This window comes from Vibrio sp. PNB23_22_6, from assembly GCF_052877535.1.
On record NZ_JBNFXP010000002.1, the window covers coordinates 1 to 15,822 of the forward strand.

Sequence of the window (15,822 nt, forward strand, 5' to 3'; positions counted from 1 at the left end):
TCGCTGCCGCTCGACTTGCATGTGTTAGGCCTGCCGCCAGCGTTCAATCTGAGCCATGATCAAACTCTTCAATTTAAGATTTTGTTCGGCTCAATGAATACTGACTTCAAAACTACTAATGTAATTTTAAAGCTATTATCGTTCCAACAGAACGATAATGAATTGACTGTGCCAAGTCTTGCGACTTGATTGGTCACTCAGTTCATTGAAACCTAATTTGATACCAAGGTATCTAATTGGATTATCATCAACGAGTGCCCACACAGATTGATAGGTCTATATTGTTAAAGAGCTTGCTTCGTAAGCTTTGCTAACGAAGCGGAGGCATATTCTAAGGAATTAATTCTTAGTGTCAAACACTTTTTAAAATTAATTTTTAGAAGCTTTTCTTTCGCCTCATTGCCAACTGCTTTCGCGTTTCCGCTTTGCCCTGACAACGGAGGCGCATTATAAGGAGATGATTTTTCTTGGCAACCCTTTTTTAGAAAAAAACTTAAAAAAAAGCGTCGAGTGATGAAATCTCACTCAAACGCTTATTTTTAGCACTCAAATGTTAGCATTAGGTAGCAAATCGGCAATCAATATGTGTCTAACCAAGACTCTTCAAAGCTGTTTATATCAAGATCCAGTGATTGCGACGCTTCGATTTGCTCAATTGCCTCTAATTCTTTATTCACACTGCTCATCGTTAATGTGTTGTTGTCTAGCTCAAACACCTGGCTTTGGGTCGTATAGTAGAATTTCAGTATCGTCAGCGCTTTTATGTCGTACTCAGCAGAAGCGGCTTTAATGCTTTTCAGTTTGCGAAAGATCTTGTTGTGCAGCTGCTTGAGTTTCCAGACATACAACACTTCTTCCATATAAGGGCGTGTTTTGAATTGGTTCAACAAAGACAGTGAAGTGGCTAAGGCGAGCACAACACCAATTAAGTTCCAATGAAAGTTCCCCGTCGACTGTTCAGGTACTACATCTGTATTACCAAACAAGACGATTAATAGCGTACTAAAAGCAAGAGAAGAGATAGCAAGCAAGGCAATAAAGCCACCAATCACCAGGTTAACCTTCTTTCTATAGACTTGTTTATTTATTTTTTTGATTTCCATATACCGCTCCTAACAGGTTGCCTCTATTCTAACTAGCATACTCCGTACGGCAATCGAAGCTTTGTAAGTAAGTTCACATTTGCTATTAAACTCGCATCCCTTCCCTGCTTGGGTATATACTTCCGCGCATTCACTCTTCCTATATAGAGGCTAAATTCATGCGCTCTTTTGTTTTACGAGCTCGCGCGGCACCAACCACCAGCAAAGCACTGTTAGAAGGTGTTGGTAATGAAGCGCATACAGAGATACTTGCTCATACCATGATGAACACCATGTTCGTTGCTCAATCTCATCGCGAAGATGTGGTTGTGTACTTGGTTCTAGAGAGCACCAAGGATTTTTCACGTACTATTACGATTCGCTCAAACGACATCACTAACATCGGCGGCTTTCATGAGTCAACGTTGATAGCAGCGGTCGCTCGTGCTTTAGATGCGTCTGTGGGTATGGGCAAAGAGCAGCTTCGTGAAGTAGAGCCTGGTATTACCGTTCGTACGGTAAGCTTCGAACGTCTGGTTCAAGAACTGGCAGAAGACCACCAGCTATATATGTTGGACAAAAAAGGCGAATTTGTCCGTGACGCAGAAATCGGGACAAACCCATGTTTCTTGCTAACTGACCATATTCCGATGCCGAAGAAGTCCTTTAACAGCTTAAAGCGCCTTGGCACAGGAAAGATCAGCTTAGGTCCTAAGATGCTTTTCGCTTCTCAGTGTGTGGTATTGATCCACAATGAATTGGACATCCGCGAATTTTAATTCTCGCGAGTTAATCATTCGATAAAAAAAAGAGGACTCCATTGAGTCCTCTTTTTGTTTCTATAGGAATGCTAGGTTTACTTACCACCGATACTCAAACGTGCAAAGCGTACGTCTGGCGAGAAGAAAGTACGACTATCGTTAATAAGCTGAGTATCACCTACTGCCTCAATCTCTTGCAGCATCTTGTAGAAGTTACCCGCGACCGTGATGCCACGCACTGGTTGAACGCGCTTTCCATCACGACACAAGAAGCCACTAGCACCAAATGAGAAATCACCACTCACTGCATCCGCGCCAGAGTGAACACCTTGAAGTTCGACGAGCTCTAAGTACTCACCCGCTTTTACTTCTGACGCACAGCTGTCACCTGTCGCAATCACTTTGTGATTTGCGGATACGTCTAGGCTCGATTTTGCCCCGCGAGCAGCACTTGCCGTCGAGACTGCACCCAAGTAACTTGCTGTTTGACTGTTGTGTAGCAAGGTTTTCAATTCACCATTGGCAATCATGACATTATCTTGAGTAGCAAAGCCTTCACTATCAAAACCCGCAATGGCCATACCATTTGGCATATAAGCCGCGTCGGTAAAGGTAATCAACTCACTCGCAACACGTTGACCAAGCTTATCACCCAGCGGCGTGATGCCTTTCATTGCACTGACACCAGAGAAAGCACTACCGAATGCGCCAAACAAACTTGCTAGCGCATTGATGTGGAAGATAGCTGGATAGTTACCCGTCGCAACTGGCTCGCCTTCGAGAAGATCACGAGCAAGGTTGTAACCGCCTTCGATACAGTAAGCTGGGTTCAACTCATCAAAACGACGTCCAAGTGACATTTGCCCCGCCATCGACTGTTTGCCGTCTTTTTCAAACAAGGTATACGCATAACAAGTAAACGATCGTTCGAAATGTTGACACAACGTGCCTTGAGTATTGGCGATAATCAGTTGAGTCTCGCCATCGCTATAGCCATTGTAAGGTGAGCTAGAAGCGTGAGGTAGAGCCACGACGCCTTGCTCAAGCGCGAGAGAAAGTTCGATTTTTTCGTCAACTGAAGTCGCATCTTCTTGCGCAATCTCAGTTACATCGGTCGTGATTTGGCTATTCACGCAGCTAATGGTCTGATGTTCATCTTGCTTAGAAAAGCGAGCGCTTTGCAGTGCATTGGTCAGCATCAAATCTAAGCTTGGTTGCTCTAGTGATTCAGAGTAGCTTGTTGCAACGCGCGCATTTTTCACAACACGAACACCCAGAACTTGGCTTGAGCTTACTTTGTACTCATCCAACTGTCCTTGGTTCGCTTTCAGAGAAAAGCTGCTGTTGCGGTTTACAATCACGTCAGCTTCTGCACCTTGACGCTTTGCTTCTGATAGGACGTAATCAACCGCATTAAGAAGTTGTTGTTCTTGGCTCATTAGTTACCGCCTCCTACCAGAATATTATCTACTTTCAATGTTGGTTGACCGACTGTGGTTGGCACTGAGCCACTTACTGAACCACACATGCCCGGAGCAAGCGCCATGTCTTTGCCGACCATGCTGATTTCTTTTAACACTTTTGGCCCCGTGCTGATAAGCGTTGCTGTTTTCAGAGGTTTGGTGATTTTGCCATTTTCAATGAGATAAGCTTCACGAACGGCAAAGTTGAACTCCCCCGTGCCCGGCTGAACCGAGCCGCCGCCCATCTTCTTCGCATAGATACCACGTTCGATACCTGCCAGCATGTCATCAAGTGAATGCTCGCCTTGTTCAATAAAGGTGTTACGCATACGCGAAGTCGGTGCGAACTTGTAGTTTTGACGACGACCAGAACCTGTAGGCTCGTAACCTGTCTTCATGCCACCCATTTTGTCAACCATAAAGCTCGTTAGCTTACCGTCTTTGATCAACTGAGTACGCTGAGTCGGCATGCCTTCATCATCAATATGAATCGAGCCCCATTCGTTGGTCATGGTACCATCATCAACTGCATTCACGGCAGTGTGAGCTATCATTTCGCCCATCTTGTCGTGGAATACGGATGCTTTTTTAGCAACTGAAGTGGTTTCTAGCAAATGACCACACGCTTCGTGGAAGATAACGCCGCCAAAGCCGTTACCAATCACCACTGGCATTTCACCCGATGGGCACGCATCCGCGCCAAGTTTCACCAACGCTTGTTGCGCAATAGTTTGACCGAGTTCTTTCGCATCAAGTTGTTCACTGAACTCCCAACCAGCAAGTGCACCTGGCCCTTCCATACCAGAAGATTGCTCATTACCTTTTTGAGCGACGGTATTACCAACAACACGAATGTAATGGCGAGTATCGTCAACGTGTAGACCTTCTGAGTTGAAGATAGACACTTGTTGTTCGCGCTGAAGCACACTACCAATGAACTGGCTAATGTGTTCACTCTCTGCACGTGCTGCTTGGTCAACTTGCAATAGGAAAGCGATTTTAGAATCTAGGTTAGCGTCTTTGCCAAGTGGCATACGACAACCATGTTGAATTGGGTAGCGGTTCAGATTGAGAGAACCTGTTGAAACGATTTGCTCACGCTTGTCTTTTGCAGCAAGCAGTGAGGTTACGCGTTTCAGTTCGGCTTCATCGGTGCTGTTGGTGTAACCGTAAAGCACTTTATGACCGAAGAAGAGACGAATACCGATACCAAAATCAATACCCGAGTTAACCTTATCCACTTCACCAGATGCGATCTGGACCGTGTTGGTTTGATGGTGTTCAACGAATAACTCAGCGAAATCAGCCCCTAAAAACAGAGCGTGATCTATCACCGCTTTCGCCGTTACAGAATTAAGCATGAGATCTCCTTGCTCGTTGATCGTTCTCGCCTTCCTTGTCTTTGAGTTAGGTTCTATCTAGTCGCTTCATAAGATAACTCAAAGACATATTGGCAACGCGTTAAATATTAACACTTTTTTAACCTTGTTTTATGCTAATCCTTGTTAAATTAAAGAACGGTTCGTTACGTAATATGTCGATATCTCGATATTAGATGGTGTCTTTTGCTGCGACTTTCAATGCAGCACGTCATTTGCTCTGATGTCTATCCTCTATTACCTCTGCCACATCTCATATTTAATCGATAGATCCTCATAACAGGAAAAAGCACGTGCAGCTTCACTGGGGGAACTGCTATGCTCTTTGCGAAATAGTCGGGGAGCCAATGCAGTTCATGCGTTGGCTGAGATCGAAATTCGAGACCCGTTGAACCTGATTCAGTTAGCACTGACGTAGGGAACTATCATCACTTTGCCACTAGCTGATCTTGAACTCCATCAGTTCAGCTAGCCTCAACGGATCCGATCAACAATCTTCCTTTGCGATGGCCAAGTCTGTTCCTATATGTCTTGTAATAGGAGCAACCATGGCGCAGCAGTCAAGACAAGAAAAACCATCAACACTGCCACAAGCAACATCTTCATCCAACACACCGATTGTGTTGACGATTGCAGGTTCTGATAGCGGTGGAGGCGCAGGCATTCAAGCCGACATCAAAGCCTTGTCCGCAACCGGCAGTTTTGCTTGCTCAGTGATCACGGCGATTACTTCGCAAAATACCCAAGGCGTTTCTGCCATTTTCCCTATTCCTCTCGACCATGTAGAAAGCCAACTCGACGCAGTATTTACCGATCTCAACATTGTCGCCGTCAAAGTCGGCATGCTGACAGATTCCAACATCATTAAAGCCGTTGCCAACAAGATTAAGCAATACCGCCCTAAACACCTTGTGGTTGACCCTGTAATGGTGGCCACCAGCGGCGATTTACTCCTTGAACTGTCGGCGATCAACACATTAAAAGAAGTGCTGATTCCGCTAGCAGACATCATTACCCCTAACCTACCTGAAGGTGCAGCATTGACGGGCAAGCCGGTGCCTCAATCAGAGTCTGAAATGAACGATATGATTTCTGATTTACGTGCACTAGGTGCAAAAGCAGTGCTGTTAAAAGGCGGCCACTTAGAGAAAGACGAAAACAGCAACGATCTGTTGATCATGCCAGACAGTTCTGAATTGATTAGCGCCAAGCGCTTCTCAACCCAAAACACCCATGGCACAGGCTGTACCCTGTCTTCAGCTATCGCGTCTTACCTTGGTCAAGGCAACAATCTGCACAAATCCGTTCATCTGGGTAAGCAGTATATAAGCCAAGCCATCGCGCACGCAGATGAGCTTGAAGTCGGTAAAGGTCATGGTCCTGTGAACCACTTTTTTGCAGATTACACGCATGTGCGCTAATGCACTTTGGTGGTATTAACGAAAGTAACATTCCGCAGCTTGGCGCAACTGGCGTTCACGGCTTGGCTTTGGTTTCGGCCATTTGCCATGCGGAAGATCCAAAAGCCGCATCGGAGTACCTACTGCGTTTGATGAACTAGCTTACTTGTCCTTTAAACACAAAGCGCTTATGGATGAGCGCATTTGCATTTCAACACTTTCTAATACCGCGCTTCATCAATGAACGACATCGATGTCACTTTCACATTCGAATTGACACAGCGTTGATAAGTTTTTCACATCGATTGTCGTAAGATAGCTGCCTAATTTCGACTGCTGTATGACTTTTGATGAAAACTAAAAAATACGGTTTGATGATGCTCGCCTTGTTCATTCTTGGCATCATCCCGCTTTCGCTGTTTGCCTCGTATCACGATCTTACTTCTCACGTTTCTGATGGCACTGGCATTCTCTTTACTCTGCTGACGGATTCTGCGGGCAGCAAAGGCTTTTTGATTACCTTAACGCTGTTGGTGTTGTCCCTTTATCGCTTCAAACCAACCCAGTCTGACTGGATGCAAAAACTGTCTATGCTGGGATTGTTACTGGTGATTGGTTTTGCCAGCAAAACAGGCTTAAAGCTGATGACAGAAAGCCCACGTCCCTACACCGAATTGCTTGCCGCAGAGCAATTGATTGAGCGCCCAGAAGCGTTTTATCAACTAGCAACCCCACAGCAAGCGAATGTTATAGGACAGATTTCTGAGAAAGTCAGCGAATGGCGCACTCGTCACTGGCAAGGCGAAAAGGATTACTCTTTCCCATCTGGCCATACGATTTTCGTTTCTATCTGCTTAGCTTTCTTTGGTGGGTTACTTTTGCAGCATAAGTGCTATTTCTCTGCTGTAACTTTGTGGGTGTGGGCAATGGGCGTGGCTTACAGCCGTTTATGGCTCGGCATGCACAGAATTGAGGATTTGATTGGTTCGGTGGTGTTCGTTACGGTAGTGTTCAGTTTGATCCCAGCGTTTCAAATTACCAAAAAACTGCCTTTTATTTCTTTAACAGCAAAATAAAGCTCAGCAAGTCCAGATAAAAAGAAGCTAGCCTTCTATCACGCCATTGCCGAGCAACTTGGTGTTCCTGTCAATCAACTCACGATGGTGGGAGACCTTCCCAAAAAAGACATTTACCCCGCATTGGAAGCCGGATTAAACGTCATTTGGTTCAATCCTCGAGAATTATTGATTAAGCATTCAACAATGGCACGTTATTACGAATCAAACCACGACGCACATTGGTACACATTTTTCCAAAACGACGCAGCTCATCAAACTGAGGCGTAATACCGCGCTCCATTGCCGACTCCCAATAACTCAGTTCAGAATCGACCATTTCTAACAATTTTTTCGGACAACCAATACACTTACCTTCAGGCCCACAAACAAACGTTTCTGGTTCGTAGATCGGCAGTTCTGCTTTCACTTGTGTAATGATATCGCGCATTGCGGTCATTCGATCTGGCTTAGCGGTCATAACTCTGCTCCCAATACAACTAAGGAGCAGGATTGTACTCTCTGGCACGGAAATATCCCCGCCTAATTTAGATAATTTTTACTTTTTCTTTTACGCACGCTAGCGAACATCACCACCGCCAACATGAACACAAAATTAACATTATAAATCAACGTGTTAATTAAGTAATAAAATTTAAAATCACTCTCATAACGCTCTCGGCAAGATTGGCGAAGATCACACTCGCTTAGGTATCACTTCGATAAGATTCATTATGCGTGGCGCAAACAAAACCACATCAGTGCCACATTCACAAACCACTTGAAACTTATCACTATGATATTAAGACGTATTGTTATCTCAACTTAAAGCGCGTCTCCAATGTGTTGCAAAAATAAAGAGCTCTTCCCCATCATTAGGCGCAAAGAGATATATACTTATACCCAAGTAACCTCTCGATACTCGGTTACTTGGGTATAGACAGAGAACGGTACAGGAGGGAATCTTATGGAACTGCGCAATAAAGCGGGTGATACTGCGAAAATTGCAGATAATCTAACCCTTAAAGAAATCACTGAAATGGGTTACACCGTTGATCTTTGTGATGAAGCATTCGATCCAAACGAACATTGGAAAGCAGAAGGCCAAACTCAAGAGAGAGGCGAATACCCAGAAGAGTAATGAAACACCATTTCTGCCGAGTGAGTGATCGCTCGGCCTCATCCCTCAACACGTAGCATTGCTTCTTTTACCTCGTCATTCGTTATCTATACCTATACCTTCCGACGACAATTGCAAAATAACATTTTATCCACATTCAGCCATTCCTTTCCCCTACTTGTGCATGCCATAATCGACGACGATAAAAACCTCAATAAAGCAAACATTTGAAGGATCAAAATGACAGCAACGGAATACCTAAACGACCTCAACCAACGTTACCTCGCTATCCATCGCACCAAAGAAGACTTCTTTTGGGAAACGTACATGGGCATCAGCGACGACCACGATGGCTCGACAAAAGCACAAACAACTTGGACGAATTTTTTAAGCAACGCCGAACAAATCTCAGCCATCAAAGCACAACTTGAAGCGGCTGAAGCGATCGCTGATCCACAAGAGAAACAACAAACGCAAATTGGTCTGCAAGGCTGGTTAGCCACGTTTGAATCACACGCTATTGAAGGCGAGCAAGCTCAAGCGCAAAAAAATGCTCTGATTGCATTTGAAGCCGAGTTGTTCGAGAAAAAGCAAAACCACGTCCTGATGTTTACCAATGAAAACGGCGAGCAGATAGAAGGATCTTTGCCGGTATTGTCTTCGACGATTCGCGCCAACAATCACGAAGAAGTGCGTCAATCAGCACACCAAACGCTGCTCGATCTTGAGCAATGGTTGCTACAAAACGGCTTTATTGAGCTGATCAAACTGCGTAACCAATTTGCGCGTTCTTTAGGTTACGAAACCTTCTTTGATTACTCAGTGAAGAAAACAGAGAAGATGAGCTCAGAGCAACTGTTCAACATCTTGGATGACTTTGAACAACGCACGCGCGAAGCACATCTAAGCAGCTTAACAAACCTTGCTGAGCAAAAAGGTCAAAGCGCACTGACTGGCTACAACTTTGTGTACTCGTTCGCGGGTGACGTCATGCGTGACCTAGATCCGTACGTACCGTTCTCAAAATCGCTGCGTCGCTGGGTGGAGTCGTTCGGTCGTCTTAACATCGAATATTCAGGCGCAGAACTGACGCTAGACCTGCTTGATCGCAAAGGCAAATACCCGAACGGTTTCTGCCATGGACCTATCCCATCGTTCTACAACCAAGGCGAGTGGGTTGCAGCGCAAGTGAACTTCACCAGTAATGCTAAGCCAGACCAAGTTGGCAGCGGCTACGATGGCATCAACACCTTGTTCCACGAAGGTGGTCACGCTGCGCACTTCTCTAACGTGAAGATGAACGCGCCGTGTTTCTCTCAAGAGTTCGCCCCGACGTCCATGGCATACGCAGAAACACAATCCATGTTCTGTGACAGCCTGTTGACCGATGCCGATTGGCTAAAACAATACGCGTTGGACGCAGAAGGTAATCCAGTACCGGATGAGATCATCCAAGCGATGATCAACAGCCGTCAGCCATTCAAAGCGTACGAAGAGCGCAGCATTCTAGTTGTGCCGTATTTTGAACGTGCGCTTTACCAATTAAGCGATGAAGAACTGACGCCAGAGCGCATCACTAAACTGGCGCGCGATTGTGAAAAGCAGATCCTTGGTTTGGAATGCAGCCCACGCCCATTGATGGCCATTCCACACCTTCTGTCTGATGAAGCAGCGTGTGCCTACCACGGTTACTTGCTAGCACACATGGCGGTTTACCAGACTCGAGCTTACTTCCTCGACAAGTTTGGCTACCTGACTGACAACCCAGAGATTGGTCCGCTACTGGCGAAACATTACTGGCATGCAGGTAACCACCTATCGCACAACGAGACTATCGTTAGTCTCACGGGTGAAGGCTTTAACGCTAAGTATCTGGCAGATGTGTGTAACCTATCCCCAGAACAAGCATGGGAAGTGCAGCAGAAGAAGATTGCCTCGCTGCAAACTCGTGAACGTGCCCCAGTGGCGTCTTTAAATGCCAGCATTAAAGTGGTGGATGGCAGCAAAGAGCTTGCAAGCAATGCAGTCTCAGACGAGCAGATGTGCGAGCAGTTTGAGCGCTACATCCAAGAGACGTACGGTCGATAAGCGAAACCAAGAGCTAGGGGTATACCCAAGTAGAATTGGTAAAAGCCGAACTCCTTAAACTGATTGATGTCACTCGTGCCGAAGAAGGTTGTATCAACTACGACCTTCACCAAGATAACGAAAACCCAGCGCATTTCACTTTCTACGAAAACTGGGAATCACGCGAACTATGGCAACAACACATGGGTAACGAGCACCTAGTGGAATACATGAAAGCCACTGAGGGTGCTGTGGATGTCTTTACTCTGAATGAAATGTCGTACATCGGTTAAACCACAGCACAGCACAGCACACATTAAAAGCCAGCAACGGTTACCCTACTGGCTTTTTTCTCTTTTACTCCATGCATCTTCGACTCAGATATAACATAAATTTATCATAATAAGAATAATTGATAATTTCATGTAACTCACACCACCCCATATACTCTCTCCATCGAAACGAATTCCCAATCATCATCAGCGTTTGGAGCACAGTTATGAAAATGAATCACGTAGGTATCATGGTCGGTGAAATGGACAAAGCCGTTGAGTTTTACACTAAAGCTCTGGGTCTAAAAATCGTCATGAACAACACAAAAGTAATTGAAGAGCGCGAAACGGCAATCGGTCGTATGTGTATCGCGGTATTCGGTGAAGGTTTTAAAGGCTTCAACATCGCACACCTTGTGACGACAGATGGTATCGGCGTTGAACTGTTTGAAATGAAAGCGCGTCAGGAACGTCACGAAGTGGATTTCTCTCGCCTCGGCATCTTCCACTTCTGTCTGCAAACAGACGACTTCGAAGGTGCGATCAAACGCACAGAAGAATTTGGTGGTAAAGTACGTATGGATATCATGCGCTACCACCCAGAAGACGATAGCAAACCGGCGCAGATGGTTTACCTGGAAGACCCGTTTGGTAACCTATTCGAACTTTACTCGCATACTTACGAAGAAACTTACGCATCTGATTACGAATAATTCAACACGTAAGAGACAGAAAGGATTGGCATTGTGCCAATCCTTTTTTAGTTTGAATCACGCAGGTTAATCGCTACCCCATTGATTGAAAAGCAGATTCACCGCCACTTACGACTCAACAAAACTTGGCTGAGGTGATGTCATCCAATAAGCTATCAAGCTGGTAAACCACCTCATAGCTGGCTTTCTCCATGGCTTTGATGGCGTTGTTCATCGAATGAGTGTCCGCATTTTTGCCATACTTAAGTGCGTTAATTCCATGCTCGTGCACTAACTTATGTGGCTCTTCTAGCAGAGCAAAACTACGCCGTTCTTTATATTGCGTACCCGCACCTTTGTAGTCGCTTGGATATATACTCTTCTCAAGGAAGAACAAAGGACAGAATCCGATGGCAAATCACAGCAACCCAATTGAAATTAGAGCGATCGACCACGTGGTGCTGAGAACCTGTAAACTGAACGACATGCTACGCTTCTATCGAGATATATTGGGCTGCCACATTGAACGTGAATTACCCGACCTAGGGCTCACCCAGTTACGAGCAGGCTCTGCCATTATTGATTTGGTGACCGTCAACGGTGAACTAGGCAGGCTAGGAGGAAAACCGCCAAGCCAAGACGGGCGCAATCTGGATCACTTCTGCCTACAAATTGGAGTTTATGAAGAAGCAGCTCTTCTCGACTATCTGCACCAGCACAATGTAAATGTTGCAGAATTTTCTGAACGTTATGGCGCGCAAGGCTTTGGGCGCTCAGTGTATATTGAAGATCCTGAGGGCAATGTGGTGGAGCTCAAAGCTCAAAAATAAAATGTGCTTCTAGATGATCTATCGTATGGCAACTTGCGTTTGTAAGCTCTAGAATCAACCACAACATCATTCTCAATAATGGCAAAAATGAACACTATCTTTCTGGTTAATGGTGACATCACTGAGGCGAAAGTAGACGCTATCGTCAATGCCGCGAATACTCGCATGCTTGGTGGCGGTGGCGTGGACGGTGCAATTCATCGCGCCGCAGGGCCAGAGCTTTTACGGGCTTGCTACGCGATTGAAGAAGTGAATGGCACACGCTGCCCTTGGGGGGATGCACGAATGACCACTGCAGGTAACTTGAATGCTCGCTTTGTTATTCATGCTGTTGGGCCTATCTACGATAAATTTGCCGACCCTCGTGCAGTATTAGAATCTGCCTACCAACGTGCTTTGGACTTAGCGTTAGACAATGGTTGCCAGAGCCTTGCCTTGCCCGCCATCTCATGCGGTGCGTTTGGTTACCCCCCTCATGAAGCCGCAGAGGTCGCATTGGCAGTTTGCCAACGTGAGGAATACCAAAATCTGTCAATGCACTTCTATCTGTTCGGCGAAGATATGTTGGCAATTTGGCAACAAGTCCTGGATAACACCGCACAATAGAAACAAAAATATCGAACAATTTTCACCGTTCGGTTTGATCTTATTGTGCCTAAACAAAAACAGTTAAGCAGTTGCATATACAAGGGGGCAGCCATCTCCACGCCTAATCATTAACGTCTTTAGGGTGAGTGAGCGTTACTTACCCACGAAGCCGTTGTACAACATGTATGGATGTGCAGCACTCCATGAGAAATGATTAGCACCTTGTACCGCCCCCGTCTCAGGATTGTAGTTTTCCTGAATTGGCGTTGTTTCATCAGACATGCAGCGGTTGATGTACTCTTTCGTATCCGCCGCTTTTTCTGCGAAGGCTACCGCTTCTTCCGTTTTACAACTGCGGTAAATCCAGATGATCAATTCCATACTCAACGGCACTTCGACTAAGTCTTAAAAAGTCCACAATAAAGTCGAAACGCTGAAGCACGTGAATATCTATTTTTTCTTGATCTGCGCGCAATCTAGCATACAGAAATCTTACTAATTTAATGGAAATCAATTTTCACCAGAAGCTATATTTACACTATCGATATTGTGCGTAAACATCATCGTGAACATGAAATGATTGCAAACACACCATCATTTGAGCAACATGACATTAGCATTTCACCCTAATATTACTGCTTATAAAGATCATTCTAGCTTCCTATTTGGCTCCAACCTAAGACAGGGACTAGGACAAATATAAATACAATGCGCCTCTACGTGTTCCCAATGACTGGGTCATGTAGAGGCGCTTTGTCCGGTGTTATGGCGTTTATTGGCAACACGTCACACGTATTAAGATGCTGTTTGGGTCTACCCCACCTTTTGCAGCAGATCGGAACAGATTCTCTGCTGCTCACGAGTAAAAAAAGCATTCATCCAATGCAAAAAGAGCATCGAATCGTTCGGCTTCTTCAACTGAACAAACGCATCGTCGTACTGATGTTGAGAAAGTAGGTGCTGACGTTTCCTGACCAGTTTCTCAGTAAACTCTGGACTAAACTCAGGATGACCTTGCACGGTTAAAATATGATTGTCTTTCACCAGCATAAAGTTTGGGCAAAAATCATTACCCGCAATAACACGCATCCCTTTAGGTACTATCACCACCTGATCTTGGTGACTCACCAGCATGCGCGCACTATCAACGGCAAGATTCATCCATTTCTTTAGGGCCACTACTTTCACTTCGTAACAACCTAACCCCCAACCTTTGTGAGACTTTTCAACCATCCCACCCAAAGCTCTAGCAATGAGTTGGTGACCAAAACAAATTCCGACCAATGGTTTTCTTCTGGCTTCACAACTTCGAATCCAGTCAGCTAGCGCGAGAATCCATGGCAAATCATCATAAGCGTTATGTACGCTGCCAGTAATAATAAAACCATGGCACTCATCCAAACGAGGTAACTCACCTTTCAGCGCATCATAGTTTTGAAATGTTATTGCAGCATTCACACCAGCAAAGGCGCGTTCTATCATATCGGCATACTGACCATGGCCATCCAATAAAGTCGGGTCGACATACCCACACGTGATTATTCCAATTCTCATCGTTCACCTATTTCATCGTTGGCATCACAAATTCACTCTCCCTTTGTCCTTTTGGCCAGCGAGCAGTAACGGTCTTCATACGAGTATAGAAACGCACACCATCATTGCCATGAACATTGAGAGGTCCAAATACAGAGCGCTTCCAACCACCAAAGCTATGGAAAGCCATTGGAACCGGAATTGGCACATTCACACCCACCATGCCAATTTCGACTTTGTCAGTGAAGTCTCGCGCGGTATCTCCATCTCGAGTAAAGATGGCGGTCCCATTACCAAACTCATGTTCATTAATAAGTTTAAGCGCATGCTGATAGTCTTTCGCTCTTACCACAGACAGAACCGGACCAAAGATCTCTTCCTGATAGATTGTCATCTCTGGTGTCACGTTATCAAACAGGGTGCCACCAACAAAGTAACCAGGTTCGCTGGTTTCACAGCCTCGCCCGTCGACCACTAGTGTTGCGCCCTGATCAACCCCTGATTGAATGTAGTCACGCACTTTATTCCTATGTGGTTCACTAATCAGTGGTCCCATTTCATTTTCCGGTGATACGCCAAGCCCAGGGCCGACACGCAGTTCCTGCACTTTATGTTTCAATGTTTCCACCAGCTTGTCAGCGGTTTCATCACCGACGGCGACGGCAACCGAAATCGCCATACAACGTTCCCCTGCAGCGCCGTAAGCCGCGCCCATGATCGCATTAGCTGCACCATCTAGGTCGGCATCTGGCATCACCACCAAGTGATTTTTTGCTCCGCCAAGTGCTTGAACTCGTTTACCGTTTGCACTGCCTTTGCTATAAATCGCTTCTGCAATCGGTGTCGAGCCGACAAAGCTCACGGCAGCGACATCTGGCGCATCAAGTAATGCATCCACCACTTCTTTATCACCTTGGATGACATTAAATACCCCATCAGGCAATCCAGCTTCTTGCAGCAATTGTGCGAGCTTAAGAGACACGCTTGGATCTTTCTCTGAAGGTTTAAGAATAAAGCTGTTACCACAAGCTAAAGAGACAGGGATCATCCACAATGGAACCATCACCGGGAAGTTAAACGGCGTAATACCAACACAAACGCCAACTGGCTGCATCATTGAGTAGCTATCAACTTCACGTCCAACGTTGAGTGAATGCTCACCCTTTAAAAGGTGTGGAATACCACAGGCGAATTCGACCACTTCTAAGCCGCGTGTCAGCTCTCCCATCGCATCGCTATGAACCTTGCCATGCTCGGTTGAGATCAAGGTCGCTAGTTCATCCGCATGCTCTTCTAATAACGTCTTAAAACGAAACATCACTCGTGCACGTTGAAGTGGCGGTCTCGCTTGCCATTTTGCTTGCGCTTGTTTGGCAACTTGCACAACGGACAGCGCTTCACTCGCAGAAGAGAGCTGAACCTGGCCTCGAAGTTCACCATTTGCCGGATTAAACAAATCTGCGGTTCTTTGGCTGGTGCTTTTTTCCACTTGCCCATTAATAAAATTTGATACCAAAATCGACATTTCACTGTTCCTTGTTCTTTGTATTTATCCTGATCGTTCGTACTATATTTGGTGA

Annotated in this window: 17 protein-coding genes, 1 rRNA gene, 2 pseudogenes and 1 riboswitch; of the genes and pseudogenes, 11 read left to right on the forward strand and 9 right to left on the reverse strand. The window is 45.6% G+C overall.

Annotation, left to right across the window (positions count from 1 at the left end; translation table 11 throughout):
- Nucleotides 1-75 (reverse strand): 16S ribosomal RNA (locus ACVA54_RS01785); the annotation flags it as partial.
- Nucleotides 76-578: 503 nt separating this feature from the next.
- Complete coding sequence (locus ACVA54_RS01790; protein WP_446649362.1) at nucleotides 579-1,103, reverse strand: DUF3087 domain-containing protein; 525 nt, start codon at nucleotides 1,101-1,103, stop codon at nucleotides 579-581.
- Between the two features lie 158 nt (nucleotides 1,104-1,261).
- Here ACVA54_RS01790 and trmY point away from each other — a divergent pair, with 158 nt between their 5' ends.
- Nucleotides 1,262-1,861 (forward strand): tRNA (pseudouridine(54)-N(1))-methyltransferase TrmY, encoded by a 600-nt coding sequence (gene trmY, locus ACVA54_RS01795; RefSeq protein ID WP_099078358.1) that lies wholly within the window; start codon nucleotides 1,262-1,264, stop codon nucleotides 1,859-1,861.
- Nucleotides 1,862-1,938: 77 nt separating this feature from the next.
- On the opposite strand, the gene ACVA54_RS01800 is transcribed toward trmY, so the two are convergent.
- Nucleotides 1,939-3,282 (reverse strand): TldD/PmbA family protein, encoded by a 1,344-nt coding sequence (locus ACVA54_RS01800; RefSeq protein WP_119464195.1) that lies wholly within the window; start codon nucleotides 3,280-3,282, stop codon nucleotides 1,939-1,941.
- Nucleotides 3,282-4,667 (reverse strand): TldD/PmbA family protein, encoded by a 1,386-nt coding sequence (locus tag ACVA54_RS01805; RefSeq protein ID WP_099078360.1) that lies wholly within the window; start codon nucleotides 4,665-4,667, stop codon nucleotides 3,282-3,284. Before ACVA54_RS01805 ends, ACVA54_RS01800 begins: the two co-directional genes overlap by 1 nt.
- 345 nt (nucleotides 4,668-5,012) lie before the next feature.
- A riboswitch (TPP riboswitch) is annotated at nucleotides 5,013-5,123 on the forward strand.
- Nucleotides 5,124-5,233: 110 nt separating this feature from the next.
- On the opposite strand from ACVA54_RS01805, the gene thiD reads away from it, so the two are divergent.
- From thiD to ACVA54_RS01825, 4 genes and pseudogenes are all read left to right on the forward strand, one after another.
- Nucleotides 5,234-6,106: a bifunctional hydroxymethylpyrimidine kinase/phosphomethylpyrimidine kinase gene (gene thiD / locus ACVA54_RS01810; protein WP_172438062.1), complete on the forward strand. Its 873-nt coding sequence runs from the start codon at nucleotides 5,234-5,236 to the stop codon at nucleotides 6,104-6,106.
- 5 nt (nucleotides 6,107-6,111) lie between these two features.
- Nucleotides 6,112-6,246 (forward strand): annotated as a pseudogene (locus ACVA54_RS01815) (thiamine phosphate synthase); the annotation flags it as partial.
- Nucleotides 6,247-6,435: 189 nt separating this feature from the next.
- Nucleotides 6,436-7,161: a phosphatase PAP2 family protein gene (locus ACVA54_RS01820; protein ID WP_446579134.1), complete on the forward strand. Its 726-nt coding sequence runs from the start codon at nucleotides 6,436-6,438 to the stop codon at nucleotides 7,159-7,161.
- A gap of 33 nt (nucleotides 7,162-7,194) precedes the next feature.
- Nucleotides 7,195-7,431: pseudogene (locus ACVA54_RS01825) on the forward strand (HAD hydrolase-like protein); the annotation flags it as partial.
- On the opposite strand, the gene ACVA54_RS01830 reads toward ACVA54_RS01825, so the two are convergent.
- Nucleotides 7,334-7,621 carry a hypothetical protein gene (locus ACVA54_RS01830; protein WP_099078362.1) on the reverse strand — a complete coding sequence of 96 codons (288 nt, stop codon included), beginning with the start codon at nucleotides 7,619-7,621 and terminating at the stop codon, nucleotides 7,334-7,336. The pseudogene ACVA54_RS01825 and the gene ACVA54_RS01830 overlap by 98 nt on opposite strands.
- Nucleotides 7,622-8,107: 486 nt before the next feature.
- On the opposite strand from ACVA54_RS01830, the gene ACVA54_RS01835 reads away from it, so the two are divergent.
- From ACVA54_RS01835 to ACVA54_RS01850, 4 genes are all read left to right on the forward strand, one after another.
- A complete protein-coding gene (locus ACVA54_RS01835; RefSeq protein ID WP_099078363.1) occupies nucleotides 8,108-8,281 on the forward strand; it encodes a hypothetical protein in 174 nt (57 codons plus the stop codon).
- Nucleotides 8,282-8,500: 219 nt separating this feature from the next.
- The gene (locus ACVA54_RS01840) at nucleotides 8,501-10,348 is read left to right on the forward strand and encodes a M3 family metallopeptidase (RefSeq protein ID WP_099078364.1); all 1,848 of its coding nucleotides are present in this window, start codon (nucleotides 8,501-8,503) and stop codon (nucleotides 10,346-10,348) included.
- 35 nt (nucleotides 10,349-10,383) lie between these two features.
- Nucleotides 10,384-10,620: a putative quinol monooxygenase gene (locus ACVA54_RS01845; protein WP_119464192.1), complete on the forward strand. Its 237-nt coding sequence runs from the start codon at nucleotides 10,384-10,386 to the stop codon at nucleotides 10,618-10,620.
- Between the two features lie 206 nt (nucleotides 10,621-10,826).
- Nucleotides 10,827-11,312 carry a VOC family protein gene (locus ACVA54_RS01850; protein WP_099078366.1) on the forward strand — a complete coding sequence of 162 codons (486 nt, stop codon included), beginning with the start codon at nucleotides 10,827-10,829 and terminating at the stop codon, nucleotides 11,310-11,312.
- Nucleotides 11,313-11,427: 115 nt separating this feature from the next.
- Here ACVA54_RS01850 and ACVA54_RS01855 read toward each other — a convergent pair whose 3' ends face one another.
- Nucleotides 11,428-11,688, reverse strand: coding sequence for a CZB domain-containing protein (locus ACVA54_RS01855; protein WP_099078367.1), 261 nt, complete (start codon nucleotides 11,686-11,688; stop codon nucleotides 11,428-11,430).
- A gap of 13 nt (nucleotides 11,689-11,701) precedes the next feature.
- On the opposite strand from ACVA54_RS01855, the gene ACVA54_RS01860 reads away from it, so the two are divergent.
- Together ACVA54_RS01860 and ACVA54_RS01865 are read left to right on the forward strand one after the other, a co-directional pair.
- Entirely contained in the window at nucleotides 11,702-12,121 is a 420-nt protein-coding gene (locus tag ACVA54_RS01860; RefSeq protein ID WP_099078368.1) for a VOC family protein, read from the forward strand.
- Nucleotides 12,122-12,208: 87 nt separating this feature from the next.
- Nucleotides 12,209-12,727 carry a macro domain-containing protein gene (locus ACVA54_RS01865; RefSeq protein ID WP_099078509.1) on the forward strand — a complete coding sequence of 173 codons (519 nt, stop codon included), beginning with the start codon at nucleotides 12,209-12,211 and terminating at the stop codon, nucleotides 12,725-12,727.
- Between the two features lie 135 nt (nucleotides 12,728-12,862).
- Here ACVA54_RS01865 and ACVA54_RS01870 read toward each other — a convergent pair whose 3' ends face one another.
- The 3 genes from ACVA54_RS01870 to ACVA54_RS01880 all read right to left on the reverse strand — a co-directional run bounded on the left by ACVA54_RS01870 (nucleotide 12,863) and on the right by ACVA54_RS01880 (nucleotide 15,767).
- Nucleotides 12,863-13,090 carry a hypothetical protein gene (locus tag ACVA54_RS01870; protein WP_099078369.1) on the reverse strand — a complete coding sequence of 76 codons (228 nt, stop codon included), beginning with the start codon at nucleotides 13,088-13,090 and terminating at the stop codon, nucleotides 12,863-12,865.
- A gap of 432 nt (nucleotides 13,091-13,522) precedes the next feature.
- Nucleotides 13,523-14,263 carry a glutamine amidotransferase-related protein gene (locus ACVA54_RS01875; RefSeq protein ID WP_099078370.1) on the reverse strand — a complete coding sequence of 247 codons (741 nt, stop codon included), beginning with the start codon at nucleotides 14,261-14,263 and terminating at the stop codon, nucleotides 13,523-13,525.
- A 7-nt stretch (nucleotides 14,264-14,270) separates the two neighbouring features.
- Complete coding sequence (locus ACVA54_RS01880) at nucleotides 14,271-15,767, reverse strand: CoA-acylating methylmalonate-semialdehyde dehydrogenase (protein WP_446649363.1); 1,497 nt, start codon at nucleotides 15,765-15,767, stop codon at nucleotides 14,271-14,273.
- Nucleotides 15,768-15,822: the final 55 nt, after the last annotated feature.